Below are 18101 nucleotides of genomic sequence, written 5' to 3'. Positions count from 1 at the left end.
AATTGATTAATATTAATAGTTCAAGTATACTAATTGTTAATAATATAGATGAAACTTTAAATAGTCTAATTCCTTCCTTTCCTTCACATAGTTATAGGATTGTAAGAAATGAAGAAAAAGATGATTTTTTAACAGCTCAAGCTCAACAAGTTATTAAAGAAGCTTATATTTCATCAAATGAAACAAAATATATAGTTCTTTGTGGCAATAGTTTTAGAGTTGAGGCTCAAAACTCTTTACTAAAAGTATTAGAAGAACCACCCAGAAATATAGTTTTTGTTATTATCACAACATCAAAATCTAATATTTTACCTACTATTCTTTCACGAATGCCACATAAATATCTTAAAAGTAAAATAGATAGAGTTGATATTGATTTTGATTTTTTTCGAATGGATTTAAAAAGTTTATATCAATTTTTAAAGGATAATCAAAAAATTGGTAAAAAAGAAGCAAAAGCTATTATAGAATCAGTAATGATTAAAATTAATTTACAAAAAATAAAATTAACTCAAAAAGAGTTAGATGTTTTCTCAAATGGAATAAAACTTTTGGAGTTAAACTCAAGACCCATTAACATCTTAACTACTCTACTTCTTACAATTATTCATAGAAAACACAGATAATAAAACTTCAAAAAAGTGAGATTTCATGAAAACTAATAAAACAAAAATTATGGGTATTATTAATGCTAATGAAGACTCTTTTTTCAAAAATAGTAGATTTTACGGTTCAAGTGCAATTTTAAAAATAGAACAAATGATAAGTGATGGAGCAAATATAATTGATTTAGGTGGAGTTTCAAGTCGTCCAGGAAGTATTGCCGTTTCAGTTGAAGAAGAATTAAGTAGAGTAAAACCAATTATTGATTTAATCTATGAAGAAAAGTTATATGAAAAAGTTAAGTTTTCTTTAGATTCATATGAACCTAAAGTGTTAGATTATGCATTATGTAAAGGCTTTAGTATAGTTAATGATATTACAGGACTAGAAAATGATGAAGTTTGTAAGGTAGCTTCAAAATATAATGCAGAGGTAATTATCATGCATATGCAAAATAATCCAGAAAATATGCAACAAAGTCCAAAATACAAAAATGTGATTTTGGATATTGATAATTTTTTTAAAAAAAGAGTTGAAAAAGCAAAAAGTTTTGGAATAAAAGATATTATTTTAGATGTAGGTATTGGCTTTGGAAAAAATTTAGAACACAATTTATCACTTATCAAAAACTTAAATTATTTTAGTCATTTTGGATTTGAGTTATTAATGGCAGCAAGTAGAAAGTCTATGATAAATTCTATTGTAGAGTCAACTCCAGAAGATAGACTTCCTGGTACTTTAGCTATTCACTTGGAATCAATTAAAAATGGTGCTTCAATTGTGAGATGTCATGATGTAAAAGAACATTTTCAAGCGATAAAAGTTCAAGAAGCTATTAACGCTGTAGAGAGACTTTAAAGTATCTCATGTAAGCTATTAGCTTTTTTCATCCATAGAGCTAATGCTTCATAATCTTCTTTTTCAACCATATCTCTTACTTCTTTCATATGTGTTTCAAATAAATCTATTGATTTAAGTAGATTTTTTCTATTTTGTTTAAAAATATCAGTCCACATACTGGGACTTGATTTTGCTACCCTACTCATATCTTTAAAACCACCAGCAGCTAAGGCAATAATTGATTTTGGATCTTCATGACTCATCACTGTATTAGCTAGAGAGTAAGATATGGCATGTGGCAAGTGTGACATATAACAAGCATGAATATCATGGTCAGAGGCTTTCATAAATACAAGTCTCATACCAATATTTTGAAATATTTTTATTGCTCTATTTTTATGTATTTCATCATTTTCCTCTAAATCACACAAAACAACAGTTTTACCTTCATATAAACCATCAATTGCAGCTTTAGGACCAAAATTTTCAGTTCCAGTCATAGGGTGTGCTGCAATAAAGTTTTTTCTTATTTCTTTTGGAATATTTTTAACAATATACTCTTTTGTTGAACCTAAGTCCATTATAGTAGTATTTTTTGATGTATCTTTTAGTTCACCAAACATAGAAATTATTGAATCAACTGGAATAGCTAAAATAATTACATCTGAGTTCTTTTTTAAATCTTCTAAACTCATTAGTTTATCGACTAGTTTTAAATCCTCTATCTCTTTTGCAGTTTGTTCATTTCTTGCATAACCATATACATTTTTTGCAATTGCATATTTTTTTACAGCTTTCGCAATAGAACCACCCATAAGACCTAAACCAATAATTCCAATATTCACTATATTACCTCTTGTTATTTATTATGAAAAAAGATTATATCTTAATCATCCTATAAAGTTTATTTAGTTATATTATCTGCTTTAATAAGAATAGTTATAAGGATACACGTGAAAAAAACTGCTTTATATACATCTTTAATGCTTGCTACATTTTTACATGGGCAAGAGATACAGTCAATAAAATATATTAACTTATCTAGAATTTCTCAAGATATCGCGGATGAAACAATAGACCTCAGAGTTGGTGATGATATAAATAATAAATTAATTAATAATGCAATTAAAAAGTTTTATAAATTTGGATACTTTGATGATATAAAAGTTAATAATAACAATGGAAATATTGAGTTTATATTTAAAGAAAAACCATCTATTGCTAATATAGAAATGAATAACTACAAAAGTAGAGATGAAGATAAAGAGGAATTATATTCAAGAATGGGTATAAAAAAAGGGAATATGTATACTCCTTCTAAAATTAAGCATGCAAAAGAAATTTTACTCAAAAATTTAGAAAGAGAAGGATATGTAAATTCTGTTGTTGAAGTTAATGTTGAAAACTTAGATAATGATGCAGTGGCAGTTACTTTTGATGTAAATGTTGGTGATGAAATTCTAATTAAAAAAGTAAATTATTATGGTGCAACTAAATTAGACTCAGATGATTTTACAGAAGTAACTGCAAATAATGAACGGGATTTTATTCCTTGGTGGTTTGGAAATAATAGTGGAGAAGTTAATTTAGAACAACTAGATTATGATGCTCCAAGAATTAGAGATCAGTATTTTAAAAATGGTTATTTAGATTCTGTGGTAAAAGATCCTTTTATGAAAGTTAATTTTGCATCAAATGATGCTGTTTTAGATTTCTTTATTCATGAAGGTGAACAGTACAAAACAAATGATATTAAAATATATGTTGATGCTTCAATAATCGATCCTAAAACTTTATATAGTGACTTAAAACTTGAAAAAGATGATATTTTTAATATTGAAAAACTTAGAAAAGATGTTGAATTCTTAAAAACAAAGGTATCTGATTTAGGATATGCATTTACACAAGTTAAGTATGATATAAACAAAAATGAAAAAAATGGTACAGCTGATGTAATATTTAACATAATTCCTGGTAAAAAAGTTTATATAAATGATGTAATTATTTCAGGAAATAGTAGAACATTAGATAGAGTTATAAGAAGAGATGTTTATCTAGCACCTAGTGATTTATTTTCACTTACAGATTTAACAGAATCTAAAAATAAATTAAAAAGAACAGGTTTCTTTGATGATGTAACAATTGAACAAAAAAGAATTACTGATACAACAATGGATTTAATAGTAAATGTAAAAGAGACTCCAACTGGAAATATTACTCTTGGTGGTGGATATGGTTCTTATGATGGATTATTAGTTAGTGCAGGAGTTAATGAAAAAAATGTATTTGGATCTGGTTTAGCACTTGGTGTAAATGTTGATTTTTCAGAAAAAAATCATAATTTTAGTGTTTCAGTCTCTAATCCAGCTATAAAAGATAGTAAATATAATGGAAAAATAGAAGTACATCAATCTGAAGATGAAATTGATTATAGAGATACAGATGATGGTGATTATGAATTAAATAAAACTTCAAAAGGTTTTTCTGTATCAGCTGGTAGAGAAATTGTCCGAAATTTATATGCAGGTGCAAGATATAGATTTGACATGATTGAAGAAGAATATTCTGACGAAGATAAAAATGATGGAAAGCCTTTACCAGACGATGTTGATCAAGAATATATTACAAGTTCAATTACTCCATATCTAAATTTTGATAATACTGATGACTATTTAATACCAAGAAGTGGTATTAAAGCTGGAACTTCTTTTGAATATGCAGGACTTGGTGGTGATTCTGAATATATGAAAAGTTTAACAAACTTTAAATATTTTCATTCATTGGAAGATTTGACTAATCATGACTGGATTTTTAGATATAGAGCAAACTTAAACTTCTTAATTGATAATGGACATCTAAATAGAGGGGATTCTTTATATATGGGTGGACCAAAATCATTAAGAGGATATGAATCATATGCCTTTGGTCCAGATGATAATTTAATAAATGAAACAGTTTATAAACAAATGTTTACAAATAGTATAGAGTTGTCATTCCCTTTAATCCCTAAGTCTAAAATGAGATGGGGAGTTTTCTATGATTATGGTATGATAGGGAAAGATTCCTTTTCAGAAATAAAAAGAAGTGGTGCTGGAGCTTTATTTGAATGGATATCTCCATTTGGGCCACTTCAATTTATCTTCTCTCAAGCATTAGATGATGAAGCTGGGGATAAAACATCTTCATTTGAATTTGCTTTAGGGTCATCTTTTTAAAAATATAAAGAGTAAATTATGGTAAAAAAAATGAGTACAATAAATAATAGAATTACAAAAAAAGAGGCTTTAGCTTTAATTCAAAATATCTCTTTAGTTGAATTAGGAGAAATGGCTTCTAAAATTAAAGAACAATTACATCCAGATAGAATTACATCATTTGTAGTTGATAGAAATATCAACTATACAAATGTTTGTTGGGTAGATTGTAAGTTCTGTGCTTTTTATAGACATGGAAAAGATGGTGATTCATATGTATTAACATATGAAGAAATTGACAAAAAAATAGAAGAATTATTAGAAATTGGTGGAACTCAAATACTTATGCAAGGTGGAGTTCATCCAAAATTGAAAATTGATTATTATGAAGATTTAGTAGAACATATTCATACTAAATTCCCGCAAATCACCCTACACTCTTTTTCTGCAATAGAAATTGTTTATATTGCAAAGGTTTCTAAAATAACTATTTTAGAAGTTTTAAAAAGATTGCAAGCAAAAGGATTAAGTTCTATTCCTGGAGCTGGAGCTGAAATTTTAAGTGATAGAGTAAGGGATATTATTGCTCCTAAAAAAATAGATGCAAGTAAATGGTTAGAAGTTCATAGACTTGCTCACTCAATTGGTATGAAAACAACTGCTACTATGATGTTTGGAACTGTTGAAACAGATGAAGAAATTATAGAACATTGGGATTTAATTAGACAACTACAAGATGAAACAGGTGGTTTTAGAGCTTTTATTATGTGGTCTTTTCAAAGTAGTAATACTAAACTATTAGAAGATATTCCTGATTTGAAACCTCAATCATCAAATAGATATTTAAGACTTTTAGCAGTTTCAAGAATTTTTTTAGATAACTTCCCTAATATTCAAAGTTCTTGGGTGACTCAAGGAAGCTATATCGGTCAAATGGCACTTAAATTTGGTGCAAATGACTTAGGAAGTACAATGATGGAAGAAAATGTAGTTGCTGCTGCAGGTGCTAGTAATTGTATGAATCAAGATGAGATGATTGAATTAATTCGAGATATAGGTGAAAACCCAGCAAAAAGAAATACTGCATATGAGATATTAGAAAGGTTTTAATTCTAATATGAAAAAAATAGCATTAATTTTATTTATAATACAAGGATTTTTAATGGGTGCCCAAATAGAGCATATTAAAATAGAAAATACAAATATACCAGTTATTTTTGAAGAACAACACTCTTTACCAACTTTTAATTTACAATTAGTTTTCAAAAATAGTGGTTCAATAAAAGATAATGATAAAAATGGTTTAGCAGGTTTATCTGCAAGATTATTAAATGAAGGTACTTTAAAAGATGGAAGTACAAAGTTTGCACAAAAATTAGAAAACTTAGCAATTTCATTAAATGTTTCTCATGGATTTGAAACATTTGTTATTGAATTATCATCTATTAAAGATGTTTATAAAAATGGTTTAGAATTATTAAGTGAATTATTAAAATCACCTAATTATAAAGATGAAACAGTAGAAAAAATAAAAACAATTTTAACAGGTTCTTTAAAAAGAAAAGAGAATGATTATGATTATGTAGCGAGAAATGAATTAAATAAAATACTTTTTAAAGGTACTGCTTTAGAAAATCCATCAAATGGAACAGTAGAGTCTATTTCAAAAATTTCACTTGAAGATGTTAAAAATTTTATTAATTCAAATTTGATTTTAGAGAATTTAATTATTGTTGCAGGTGGAGATATCTCTTTAGAGGAGTTAAAAACTAATTTAGAACCTATTTTAAGCTCTTTAAAGCATGGAAAAGAATCAAAAATGATAGATATTGAAGCTTCTGACAAAAAAATTGTAAAAGAGCAAATAAAAGAGACTGAACAAGCCTATATCTATTTTGGAAGTCCTTTTAATGTAAAAGTAGATGATGAAAATAATTATATTGCAAAAGTAGCTTCTTTTATTTTAGGTGGAAGTGGTTTTGGTTCTAGATTAATGGAAGAGATAAGAGTAAAAAGAGGTCTAGCCTATAGTGCTTATGGTCAAATTTCTATAAATAAATCTCATACATACTTTACAGGTTATTTACAAACAAAAAATGAAACAGCAAATGAAGCAAAAGATTTAGTAGTTAAAATTGTAAATGAATTTGTAAATAAAGGTATCACTAAAGATGAATTAGAAGCTGCTAAAAACTTCTTAACAGGAAGTGAGCCTTTAAGAGTAGAAACTCTAAGCCAAAGATTAAATCGAGCTTTTACTCTTTACTATAGAGGATTAAATCAAGATTATTCAACTATAGAGTTAGAAAAAATAGAAAAATTAAGTTTAAAACAAATTAATAGTTATATTAAATCTCATGCAGAGATAGAAAATTTATCATTTTCAATAGTAAGGAAATAATTTGTTAAGGTTCTCACAAAGTCTTACAGAGGTTATGAGCCTAGAAAATCTAAGAGTTGCTTTATTTAACTACATTGTTGCTAAACAATTAAATGAAGAACTCTTAATAAGAATAGAAGACTTAGATAAAGAAAAAATCATTGAGGGAAATGATAAAGAAATCCTTGAACTTTTAACTCTTTTTTCTATTGATCATAAAGCTGTTGTTTATCAAAGTGAGAATTTTAAATATCATCAAAAATTAACGATGCAATTATTGAGTTCAAAAAAAGCTTTCGTTTGTTTTTGTTCTGATGAAAAGTTAGAAGAGATAAGCGCTAAATGTAAAGAAGAAGGAAAAGCAAATAGCTATGATGGCTTTTGCGAAACTTTATCTGATGAAACAGTTTTAAACTGTAATGCACCCTTTACAGTTAGAATTAAAAAGCCAGAAAAAGCTATTGAATTTTCTGATTTACTTAAGGGAAGTTTTTCGTATGAACCTTCTAATGTTGATTCGTTTATTATATTAAAACATGATAAAACACCAACTTACAACTTTGCTTCTTCAGTTGATGATATGCTTTATGATATTTCTTTAGTAATTAGAGATGAAAAACATATTATAAATACAGCAAAACAAATACATGTAAGAAATCAATTAAGTTATACTAGAAATATTGATTATATACATCTTCCTAGTATTTTAAATGTAAATAATAATAAAGATGATGATGAGAATAGTGTTAGATGGCTTATAGAACAAGGCTTTTTACCTAGTGCTATTGCCAATTATTTAGTATTATTAGGAAGTGAAACTCCAAGTGAAATTTTTACAATTGAAGAAGCTATTGAGTGGTTTGATATTAAAAAAGTATCAAAGGCTACCGTTAGTTTTGATATGGAAAAATTAAGATATATCAACAAAAAACATATTGCTAATTTAGATGAAATGAGATTATCTAAAATATTAGGTTTTGCAGATACTGATATTGGAAAACTTGGGAAACTTTATTTAGAAGAAGCAAGTACAATAAATGAGATTAAATCTAAAATAGATGTAATCTTTAGTTCAAAAGATTCTTTAGAAGGATTTGAAGATGAATTTTCTAAAGTAAAGAAGTGTTTATCAACTGCTCCTTTTATAGAATATTTTGAAGAATTAAAAAAATATATTATAGAAAATACAAAATTAAAAGATAAATCATTATCTAAACCTTTGAGATATATCTTAACAGGTACAAATAATGGTCCAGATTTATCAGATATTTATTTACATATTAAAAACTACATGGGAGAGATTATAAAATGACAGATGCACTAATAGGTTCAATAGCTACAGTTGTTATGAGCGTTATATTTTTATATAAATGGGTTGTGATTATTTCGGCACTTATTTCTTGGGTTAGACCAGATCCTTATAATCCAATAGTTCAAATGTTATATAGACTAACAGAACCTGCTTATGCTTTAATAAGAAAGTATATTCCTACAGTATTTGGTGGTATGGATTTAGCGCCAATGATTCTTATTTTAGTACTTATTTTCCTAGAAACATTTTTAGGAAGATTATTTATGGGAATGTAAGGATTTTTTATGAGATTTAAGACTGTTCTGTGCTTTTTTCTCATAAATTCTTATGTCTATTCCTCTGAGAATATTTTAAAAAATGATTTTGACAATTATGTCAAACTATCAAATAGTGAAAAATCATATGAAAATACTATAAATATATTAGAACATATCTCAAATGTGAATAAAATTATTTTTGATGAATATGCAAAGAAAATAGATCTTGATGAGACGCTAGCTGTCTCTCAGTGCCTAAATGCAAAAGTAGAAGAGTTAGTTGATTCATATAGTGATTGTATTGCTGTTGGACTTACTCTAAAAAAAGCTCTTAAATTAAATGCTTTAGAGTTAAATTCAATAATACAAAAGATAGAAGGTACTTATCCTCTTTTAGCAAAAGAGTTAAAAATAATAAATTCCCCTATTCCTTTTACTAAAGTTGTTTCCTCTTCTAAGGATATAATTTATGATTTATATTTAAATGTTACTAATAATTTTTTAAATGAAAAACTAAACTATAGACTTCCCCCTAGGACTATAGAAAAGATAAAAGATGACAAAAGGTTTAAAAAGTTTTTATCAGTAGTTATTTCAAATCCCAAGTTAAACTTCTTACAATCTACTTTTTTAGAATTTGATGATTCAAATTATAATTATGAAGTATCCTTTTTATTGGGTTTAAATAGAGTTTTAAATAAAAAGTATGATCTTAAAACAAATATATACTTTGAGAATGCTCTATTAAAAGCTATTAATCAAAAAGATAAAGACAAAGCTAACTTTTGGCTTTATTTATTAAACAAAGATGAGAAAAGCTTAAATGCACTAAAAGAATCAAATGACTTAAATATTTATACTTTATATATAAAGCAACAATTGAAAGAGAAAATAAAATTTGGTGATGATTTTAAAGTATTAGATTATGATTTTTTAAAAAAATATCCTGATGATAAAAAAGTGTTGATTAACTCCTTTGCTAAGACTTTAAGCTCTTTTGATGAAAATAAAGTTTCACCTGATTTTAACTTAGGTTTAATGCAAATAAATCTAAAAAAAGCTGAAAAGATAATTGTTTTAAATAAGTTATCTACAAAAAAAGAAGAACTTCTTGACACTAAGATAAATATTGATTATTTTACTTATATATTAGATGATTTAAAAACTGATTTTTTTCATCCTTTAATGTACTTTTATTCATATTCTAATAATAAAGAATATTTAAAAGATAAATTAAAATTTGATTTGTTTAATACAAAGAATTTGTATGAACCATACTTAAGTTTAGAGCTTATGGATAGTGAAAAAGCAAAAGATTTTATTGTAAACTTTATTGTTTATACTAAGATTATAGATAAAAAAGAACTAAGTTTAGATGAGTTTTTTAAAAATTTATCTCAACTTTCTGTTTCTCATTAAGACTATATGTTAATACTGGACTTTCTATATTCTTATTTTTTTCAAATTTGATTAAATAATATTTTGCCCATGGATTTTTTAAAGGTATTGATTCAATGATTTTTGAACCTTTTCTTATCTCTTCCATTTTTATATAATTTTCTTTATAACTTATATTATTTTCTTCTTCCTCTTTTGAATAACTTTGTTTATCTAAAGTTATATTAGGTGTTCCAGCTTTTTTATTATTTGCAACATAAACAGAAACTATGAAATTTTCGTACTTATCATCATATTTATCATCAACTTTATTTAAATATGTTGCAGTAAATATAGATATAACTTCATTATTTTCAACAACATCTGCTTTCTTTGTATATTGTAATGATTTAAGAAAAAATTCATCTTTATTAAAATATTTTGTTATAGAATAAGAGCTACAACCAGTTATAAAAAGTAAATAAGTAAATAAAATAATCGACAAAAGTTTGTTCATAAATTCTCCAAATTTATATAATAAGTTCGTGATTTTACACTAAAGATACTTTAACCATCATTTAGATAAAATCCCAAAATGAAATTAAATACAAAAAAACATTTGGCTGTAGCATTTACAGGTCCCTCAAATAGTGGGAAAACAACATTAGTAATAAAAGTATCAAGTATTCTTCAAGATATGGGATACAAAGTTTGCATAGTAAAGCATGATCCTAAAGATAAGGCTAGCTTTGATAGAGAAGGAAAAGATTCTTTCAAGTTTTTTCAAACAGGTGCAGATGTTGCAGTTGTAGGGCCTACTAGAACTACAATGTTTAAACAGACAACTTCTTCATTGGAAGAGATTATAAATATGTTTGAAGAATTTGATTATTTGTTAGTTGAAGGTCTTAAGACTTTACCTCTTCCAAGAATAGCAATATTTAGGGATAAAATTGAAGAATCTTATTTTGAAGTAACAGATGTAATTGCAACTGATGAGAGTATAAAAGATATTCCTGAAGGAATGAAAAAATTAGATTTAAATAATCCAGAAGAGATAATTGAATGGATTGAACAAAATGCGAAAAGAGTAAAGTGATGAATGAAATTTTTGATGCTATAAAAGAATCAGCTATAAAGATAAAATATCTTATAGAGACAGGTGATACAGGAAAAAGTGAACAAGAAAATTCAACTGGAGATACTCAATTAAAACTTGATATCCAAAGTGATGTAATTATTGAAAAGATATTTTCAAAAGTTAAATCAATAAAAGCGATAGTTAGCGAAGAACAAGAAAATATTGTAAATCTACATGATGATGGTAAGTATTTAATTGCTTATGATCCTTTAGATGGATCTTCTTTAGTTGATGTTAACTTATCAGTTGGTTCTATTTTTGGTATTTATTCAAATGAGTTTAATGCTGCTAATATAGTAGCTTCTGTTTATGTAGTGTTTGGACCTAGAGTTGAAATGGTAATTACAACAGATGATGTAAAAATGTATAGATTACTTAATGGGGAATTTAAATTTATTCAAGATATTAAGTTGAATGAAAAAGGGAAATTAAATGCTCCAGGTTCTACACAAAATTGCTGGGCTCCTTTTCATAAACAATTGATTGATGATATTTTTAATGATGGTTATAGATTAAGATATAGTGGTGGAATGGTTCCTGATCTTCATCAAATACTTCTTAAAGGTGGTGGACTTTTCTCATATCCAGGAACTACTGATAGACCAAAAGGAAAACTAAGACAACTTTTTGAAGTTTTCCCTTTTGCCCTTACTTATGAAAAAGCAGGTGGTGGAGCAGTTGATGGTTTTAAAAGAGTTTTAGAAGTTTCTACTACTCATATTCATGATACAACTCCTTGTTTTTTTGGTTCAAAAGAAGAGATTAATAGAGTTTTAAAAGTTTATAGTGAAAATGGAAAATAATCAAAATCCTGATCATTGGGAAGAAGCTTTAGAAGAGCGAATAGTTGGATTAAAAGAGTGTCAAAAGTCTTTTGGTTTAGATTCTTGTAATCCTTGTGAGAAGTTTTTCGATTGTGAAATAAGAAAAAAATATGTTATAGCCGTGTATGAATCTATGAACAAAGGTTCTACAGGTGGATTTGAATTTTAATTAAAGGTAAAAAATGAATTGTCATAAAAATGTTTATATTACTACTCCAATTTATTATGTGAATGATGTTGCACATATAGGACATGCATATACTACAATCATCGCTGATATGTTGGCTAGATACTCAAGATTAACTGGTAATAAAACTTTCTTACTTACAGGTACTGATGAACATGGACAAAAAATCGAAGAGAGTGCAAAATTAAGAGGTAAAACTTCTAAAGAGTATGCAGATGAAGTTTCTGGTAAATTTAGAGCTTTATGGGATGATTTTGATATTTCTTATGATAAGTTTATAAGAACAACTGATGAAGAACATAAAACTGGTGTTCAATTTGCCTTTGAAAAGATGTTTAACAAAGGTGATATTTACAAGGGTGAGTACGAAGGTTATTATTGTGTGTCATGTGAGACATTTTTTACTGAAAAACAATTAATAGAAGATGAGTTCTGCCCTGATTGTGGAAAACCTACAAATATAGTAAAAGAAGAGAGTTATTTTTTTAAATTATCTGCTTATGAAGATAAACTTCTAAAATGGTATGGAGAAAATCCAGACTGTATCTTACCTCGTTCTAAAAAGAATGAAATTATAAATTTTGTAAAAAGTGGACTAAGAGACTTGTCTATATCTAGAACATCATTTGATTGGGGTGTTAAATTACCAGAATCATTAAATGAACCAAAACATGTTATGTATGTGTGGTTAGATGCCTTATTGAATTATATTACAGCACTTGGATATGGGACAGATGATAAAAATATGGAATATTGGCCAGCAAATATTCATTTAGTTGGAAAAGATATTTTAAGATTTCATGCTATTTATTGGCCAGCATTTTTGATGTCATTAGATTTACCATTGCCAAAACACATTGCAGCTCATGGTTGGTGGACAAGAGATGGTGATAAAATGTCAAAATCAAAAGGGAATGTGGTAAATCCTAAAGAAGTAGCAGATGCTTATGGTCTTGATGCTTTTAGATACTTTATGCTTAGAGAAGTACCTTTTGGTCAAGATGGTGATTTCTCTCAAAAAGCTTTGATGGATAGAATTAACTCTGATTTAGGAAATGACTTAGGAAATTTACTTAATAGAATCATTGGTATGAGTGGAAAATATTTTGAACATAAAGTTACTTCAAAAGATGTAGTTAAATTTCATAATAAAGAATTAGATGAAGTAAATGAGATTTTAGCTGGACTTAAAGATTATATTTACAATATGCAATTAAATAGATATCTTGAAGAAATTTGGAAGGTTTTAACTATTGCAAACAAAGCAATTGCTGATTATGAACCTTGGAGTAAAATGAAAGAAGGAAAAGTTGATGAAGCTATGGCTTTAGTTGCTTTGATTACTAATATTATGGCTAAAGTTGCCCTACTTTTAGACTCAGTTATGCCTGAAAAGATTTCTAAGATAGCTCAATGTATAGGAGTAGAAATAAATACTGAAAACTATACAAAAATTATAGAAAATAAAGAATTACTTGAAGATGTTACTATTACAAAAATAGAACAGCTTTTTCCAAGAATTGAAGAGTTATTATTAGAGCAAGCAAAACCTGCTGATGTAGCTACACAACCTACTAAAAAAGAGGAAGTAAAAGAAGTTATAGAAGAAAATAATTTAATTACAATTGATAAGTTTTTTGAAACTACTTTAAAAATTGGTACTATAGTAGAAGCCCAAGAAGTTCCCAAATCTAAAAAACTTTTAAAACTTCAAGTTGATTTAGGAGAAGGAAGAAATAGACAAATTTTAGCTGGAATAAAAGAATCTTACAGTGCTCAAGAGCTTGTGGGAACACAAGCTTGTGTTGTAGCAAACTTAAAACCTGCAAAACTAATGGGAATGATAAGTGAAGGTATGCTTCTAGCTGCTCGTGATGAAAATGGTTTAAATTTAGTTCGTCCTGAAAAACCAAAAGTTTCTGGAACGAAAATCTCTTAAGAAATATTGTGAATATTTCTTCTATCATTGATATTATAGATGGCGAGCTTCAAAACTCTCCATCTATTTCTTTTATATACAATATTAAAACTGATCCAAAAAAAGTAATTGAAGGTGATTTATTTTTAGTTAAAAATAAAGATGATATAGAAATTGCTATGCAAAATGGTGCTTTTGCTATTGTTTATGATTTTGAAATTGAAGTGTTAGATAAAGAAATTGCTTGGATAAAAGTACCCTCAGTTTATCAAGCTTTAGTCAAACTTTTTAGATTTAAGTTTTCTACGCTTAATTTAGAAGTTTATTATTGTGATAAAGTTACTTATGACTTAATAAACATATATAAGTCTTCAAAAAAAGAGATTCATCTTATCTCTTCTAATTTATTAAGAAGTACAAAAATTATGGAAAATCTAAGTGAAGAAGAGATATTTTTTTGTGCAGATGAAGAGCTTATCAAAAAAATATATCCAAATTATAAAGTTTTTTCTACAAAAGAGTACAAAATTGATAATCTTATCGAACACTCGTTATTTGAAACATCATTTTCATATGAAGAAAAATATTTTAACAAACTAAAAATCCCATCACTTTATATAAATCAATTTTTAGATGTTTACAATTTTTTAAATATAGATATTGATTTTCATAAACTAATGAAATTAACGCACTTTAAACCTATTTTTGTGGATAAATATTTAAATGTAATAGATTTTGGTAAGAGCAATAAGTTCATTGTTTGTCAAAAAAACTTAGAATTACTGGTAGATGAAATTAAATATTTAGAAAAAAAATATAAATATGGTAAAACTATATTCATAAGTCCTATTTATATTGAAGGTTTAGATGAAGCCCAAATTGTCTTAGAAAATTTAGATAATTTAAAACAAGTTATTAAAAAAGAAAATTTCAATGCAATTTATATAATGGGATATGATAAGTTTAAAGTCGAAGAGACTTTAAAGCTATCTTTGCATGAAAGTGCAGAACTCTTTTAGAATACCATTCCAAAAGAGCCAACAACTTTACCTAAAACCTCTAATTCATCGATTTTCATAACTTGAGCAGGATAGTCTTTATTATCTGAAATAATATCAAGTTTTCCATCAACTCTTTTTTGTATTCTTTTTACAAAAAGTCCATGAGTAGTTGTAAAAGCATAGATCCCATCTCTAAATCCACTTTTTATTGATTTATCTACAAAGATAATATTATTTGAATTTAATGTAGGCTCCATTGAGTCACCAATTACATTTATAGCTTCGATATTTTTTAAGTTTTGCTCTCCACCTAAAGTATCTACAAAATATGGTGGAACTTCAATATTCTCATAATTTTCATCACTATCATATGCCCCTCCCCCTGCACTAACTGAAATTTCCGGAAAATATTTTATCCAGTATTTATCTGTTGAGTCCACAAGTGATCCAGGATTTTGATTATATAAAAGCCAATTTATCGAAATCTTTTTTATTGCACAAAAGTCTAGTATATTTGAAAAAGGTATTCTACTTCTATTTTTCATAGTTGCAAAATTAGCTTGTGATAAACTTAGTGCATCCGCAACATCTTTGTCAAAGATTTTCCCTTTGATACCATCAGTACTTAAAACATCTTTTAGTCTTTCAATTATTTCATTTACTAATAACATTTTGTCTCCTTTTTTGAAATTATATTACAAAATGAAAGATTTTTCAATAGTTTTATGAAAATATATTAAAATTTGAAATATTTATAGGAGAATAACATGCAAACAATCATTTTAGATACAAAATCATCAATTTCAAGAGCTATAAAAAGAATAGACTATTTATTATACAAATATGGTAACAAAATATTGTAAATATGTATAAATAATGTAAATTTTAAAATTTTACATATATTTTCCAAAAAATTAATTTTAACAAAGGTTAATTACTATAGAATTTAATTTGAATTCGGTGTTTTGACGGAGAAATATATGGAAACAAATTTAGTCATGGAAGCATTAAAATTTATGGTTTTAGGAATGGGAATAGTTTTTTCTTTCCTTATAATTATGGTTTTAGCTTTGAAAGCTCAAGCAGGGCTTATAAAAAAGTATTTTCCTGAAAAAGAAAATATAAAACCTGCTAGAAAAGTTCAACCTAGTGTTGCAACATCTGATACTACTGCAAAAAAGATTGCTGCTATTACTGCAGCTATTCAACATCACAATAATCAAAAAGGTTAATTTTAATGTCAAAAAAATATATTGATATAATGGATACCACTTTTAGGGATGGTTTCCAATCAGTTTTTGGTGGGCGAGTTTTAATGAATGACTTTTTTCCAGCTGTTGAAGCTGCAAAAGAGGCAGGTATAAATCATTTTGAGTTTGGTGGAGGAGCAAGATTTCAATCTTTATTCTTCTATTTACAAGAAAATGCATTTGAAATGATGGATAAATTTAGAGAAATAGTTGGCCCCGATGCAAACTTACAAACTCTAGCTCGTGGAATTAATACTGTTATGTTAGATACAGGATCAAGAGATCTTATTGATTTACATGCCAAAATGTTTGCTAAACATGGGACTACAACAATCAGAAATTTTGATGCTTTAAATGACGTTCAAAATCTTGAATACTCAGCAGAATGTATCAAAAAATATGGATTGAACCATGAAGTTGTTGTAACACTTATGGATTTACCTCCAGGATGTGTTGGTGCACATGATGTTCCTTTTTACGAAAAAACATTAAGAAAAATATTAGATAGTGGTGTTCCTTATGATTCTATTTGTTTTAAAGATGCCTCAGGAACTTCTTCTCCTCAAAAAATCTTTGATACAATCAAAATGGCTAGAAAGTTAGTGGGTGAAGATACTCATATTAGACTACATACTCATGAAACAGCAGGGGTTAGTGTATCTTGTTATTTAGCTGCACTTGATGCTGGTGCTGATGGTATTGATTTAGCTGCAAATCCAGTTTCAGGTGGTACTAGCCAACCTGATATTTTAACTATGATGCATGCAGTTAAAGGAATGAATTATGATCTTGGTGGTTTAGAAATAGAAAAAATTCTAAAATATGAAGAAGTTTTAAATGATTGTTTAAAAGATTACTTTATGCCACCAGAAGCTACTCAAGTTTCTCCTTTGATTCCTTTCTCACCAATGCCAGGTGGTGCATTGACTGCAAATACTCAAATGATGAGAGATAATGGTACTTTACACAAATTTCCTGAAGTTATAAAAGCTATGAGAGAAGTTGTTGAAAAAGGTGGATACGGTACTTCTGTAACTCCTGTTTCTCAATTTTATTGGCAACAAGCATATGCAAATGTAATGTTTGGTCCATGGAAACAAATAGCACCTGGTTATGGGAAAATGGTACTTGGATACTTTGGTAAAACTCCTGTTGAACCAGATGCCGAGGTTGTAGCATTAGCAGCAGAAAAATTAAAATTAAAACCAACAAAAGAAAATCCATTAGATATTTCAGATAGAGATGAAAAGAAAACTATGAAATATTGGGAAAATAGACTTGTTGAAGAAAATATTGAAACTACTGAAGAAAATATCTTTATAGCAGCTGCTTGTGATGAAAAAGGAATTTCATTTTTAAAAGGAAATAGTCCTTTAAGTGTTAGAAAAAATAGTTTAGATATATGTGAAGATGATAAAGATTGTAAATTAGGAGAAAATAAAGTTATGGGTAATTCAACTGGAAACTATACTGTAGTAGTAGATGGACAAAAATTTAATGTAACTGTTGCAGAAGGAAATGCAGATATTCAAGTAACACCTGTGCAAAATACAACAACGACTCAAACTGCTGCAGCACCAGTATCAAGTGGTGATGGTGTAGAAGTAGGTGCTACTGTTAGTGGTAATGTTTGGAAGATAACTAAAAATGTAGGTGATAAAGTTGCAAAAGGTGAAGTTGTTGCGATTTTAGAAGCTATGAAAATGGAAATTGATGTTGAAGCGCCAGTTGATGGTACAATAAAATCTTTCTTAGTTACTCAAAGTGAAGCTGTTGAAGAAGGTCAAGTTATTGCCATTATTGGTTAATAAACAAAT

General features: G+C 27.4%; 18 protein-coding genes. 15 read left to right on the top strand and 3 right to left on the bottom strand.

The window, feature by feature from the left end; translation table 11 throughout:
• Positions 1-2: 2 nt before the first annotated feature.
• A complete protein-coding gene (locus ACNI3D_RS09030; RefSeq protein ID WP_129099288.1) occupies positions 3-626 on the top strand; it encodes a DNA polymerase III subunit delta' in 624 nt (207 codons plus the stop codon).
• A gap of 25 nt (positions 627-651) precedes the next feature.
• Positions 652-1461 (top strand): dihydropteroate synthase, encoded by an 810-nt coding sequence (gene folP, locus ACNI3D_RS09025; protein ID WP_419766760.1) that lies wholly within the window; start codon positions 652-654, stop codon positions 1459-1461.
• Here folP and ACNI3D_RS09020 read toward each other — a convergent pair.
• A complete protein-coding gene (locus ACNI3D_RS09020) occupies positions 1458-2288 on the bottom strand; it encodes a prephenate dehydrogenase (protein ID WP_419766759.1) in 831 nt (276 codons plus the stop codon). The two genes, folP and ACNI3D_RS09020, sit on opposite strands and share 4 nt — an antisense overlap.
• A 108-nt stretch (positions 2289-2396) precedes the next feature.
• On the opposite strand from ACNI3D_RS09020, the gene bamA reads away from it, so the two are divergent.
• From bamA to ACNI3D_RS08990, 6 genes are read left to right on the top strand one after another with little or no spacing between them, the layout of a single operon-like run.
• Complete coding sequence (bamA, locus tag ACNI3D_RS09015; protein WP_419766758.1) at positions 2397-4658, top strand: outer membrane protein assembly factor BamA; 2262 nt, start codon at positions 2397-2399, stop codon at positions 4656-4658.
• A gap of 18 nt (positions 4659-4676) precedes the next feature.
• A complete protein-coding gene (locus ACNI3D_RS09010; RefSeq protein WP_419766757.1) occupies positions 4677-5747 on the top strand; it encodes a dehypoxanthine futalosine cyclase in 1071 nt (356 codons plus the stop codon).
• Positions 5748-5799: 52 nt separating this feature from the next.
• Positions 5800-7038, top strand: a complete 1239-nt coding sequence (locus ACNI3D_RS09005; RefSeq protein WP_419768986.1) for a M16 family metallopeptidase — start codon at positions 5800-5802, stop codon at positions 7036-7038.
• A gap of 1 nt (position 7039) precedes the next feature.
• Positions 7040-8329: a glutamate--tRNA ligase gene (gene gltX, locus ACNI3D_RS09000; RefSeq protein ID WP_419766756.1), complete on the top strand. Its 1290-nt coding sequence runs from the start codon at positions 7040-7042 to the stop codon at positions 8327-8329.
• Positions 8326-8604 (top strand): YggT family protein, encoded by a 279-nt coding sequence (locus ACNI3D_RS08995; RefSeq protein WP_013135523.1) that lies wholly within the window; start codon positions 8326-8328, stop codon positions 8602-8604. The genes gltX and ACNI3D_RS08995 overlap by 4 nt, the downstream gene beginning before the upstream one ends.
• A gap of 9 nt (positions 8605-8613) precedes the next feature.
• The gene (locus ACNI3D_RS08990; protein ID WP_419766755.1) at positions 8614-10005 is read left to right on the top strand and encodes a transglycosylase SLT domain-containing protein; all 1392 of its coding nucleotides are present in this window, start codon (positions 8614-8616) and stop codon (positions 10003-10005) included.
• Here ACNI3D_RS08990 and ACNI3D_RS08985 read toward each other — a convergent pair.
• Positions 9971-10480 carry a hypothetical protein gene (locus ACNI3D_RS08985; RefSeq protein ID WP_419766754.1) on the bottom strand — a complete coding sequence of 170 codons (510 nt, stop codon included), beginning with the start codon at positions 10478-10480 and terminating at the stop codon, positions 9971-9973. The genes ACNI3D_RS08990 and ACNI3D_RS08985 overlap by 35 nt on opposite strands.
• 78 nt (positions 10481-10558) lie before the next feature.
• On the opposite strand from ACNI3D_RS08985, the gene mobB reads away from it, so the two are divergent.
• The 5 genes from mobB to ACNI3D_RS08960 are packed head-to-tail and all read left to right on the top strand — an operon-like array spanning position 10559 to position 15052.
• Entirely contained in the window at positions 10559-11062 is a 504-nt protein-coding gene (gene mobB / locus ACNI3D_RS08980) for a molybdopterin-guanine dinucleotide biosynthesis protein B (protein ID WP_129099280.1), read from the top strand.
• Positions 11062-11907, top strand: coding sequence for a class 1 fructose-bisphosphatase (locus ACNI3D_RS08975; protein WP_419766753.1), 846 nt, complete (start codon positions 11062-11064; stop codon positions 11905-11907). Before mobB ends, ACNI3D_RS08975 begins: the two co-directional genes overlap by 1 nt.
• Positions 11897-12097, top strand: coding sequence for a hypothetical protein (locus tag ACNI3D_RS08970; protein WP_419766752.1), 201 nt, complete (start codon positions 11897-11899; stop codon positions 12095-12097). Before ACNI3D_RS08975 ends, ACNI3D_RS08970 begins: the two co-directional genes overlap by 11 nt.
• Before the next feature lie 13 nt (positions 12098-12110).
• Positions 12111-14054 carry a methionine--tRNA ligase gene (metG, locus tag ACNI3D_RS08965; RefSeq protein WP_419766751.1) on the top strand — a complete coding sequence of 648 codons (1944 nt, stop codon included), beginning with the start codon at positions 12111-12113 and terminating at the stop codon, positions 14052-14054.
• An 8-nt stretch (positions 14055-14062) separates the two neighbouring features.
• On the top strand, positions 14063-15052 hold the full coding sequence (locus ACNI3D_RS08960) for a peptidoglycan synthetase (RefSeq protein ID WP_375723793.1): 990 nt from the start codon (positions 14063-14065) through the stop codon (positions 15050-15052).
• On the opposite strand, the gene ACNI3D_RS08955 is transcribed toward ACNI3D_RS08960, so the two are convergent.
• On the bottom strand, positions 15049-15705 hold the full coding sequence (locus ACNI3D_RS08955) for a S24 family peptidase (protein WP_375723792.1): 657 nt from the start codon (positions 15703-15705) through the stop codon (positions 15049-15051). The genes ACNI3D_RS08960 and ACNI3D_RS08955 overlap by 4 nt on opposite strands.
• A 309-nt stretch (positions 15706-16014) precedes the next feature.
• Here ACNI3D_RS08955 and ACNI3D_RS08950 point away from each other — a divergent pair, with 309 nt between their 5' ends.
• A complete protein-coding gene (locus tag ACNI3D_RS08950) occupies positions 16015-16266 on the top strand; it encodes an OadG family protein (RefSeq protein ID WP_129099275.1) in 252 nt (83 codons plus the stop codon).
• 5 nt (positions 16267-16271) lie between these two features.
• Complete coding sequence (locus ACNI3D_RS08945; protein WP_419766750.1) at positions 16272-18092, top strand: biotin/lipoyl-containing protein; 1821 nt, start codon at positions 16272-16274, stop codon at positions 18090-18092.
• Positions 18093-18101: the final 9 nt, after the last annotated feature.

Source organism: Arcobacter siniprincipis (SeqCode) (assembly GCF_048571125.1).
Taxonomy (GTDB): domain Bacteria; phylum Campylobacterota; class Campylobacteria; order Campylobacterales; family Arcobacteraceae; genus Arcobacter; species Arcobacter siniprincipis.
This window is presented reverse-complemented; position numbering and strand designations above follow the sequence as displayed.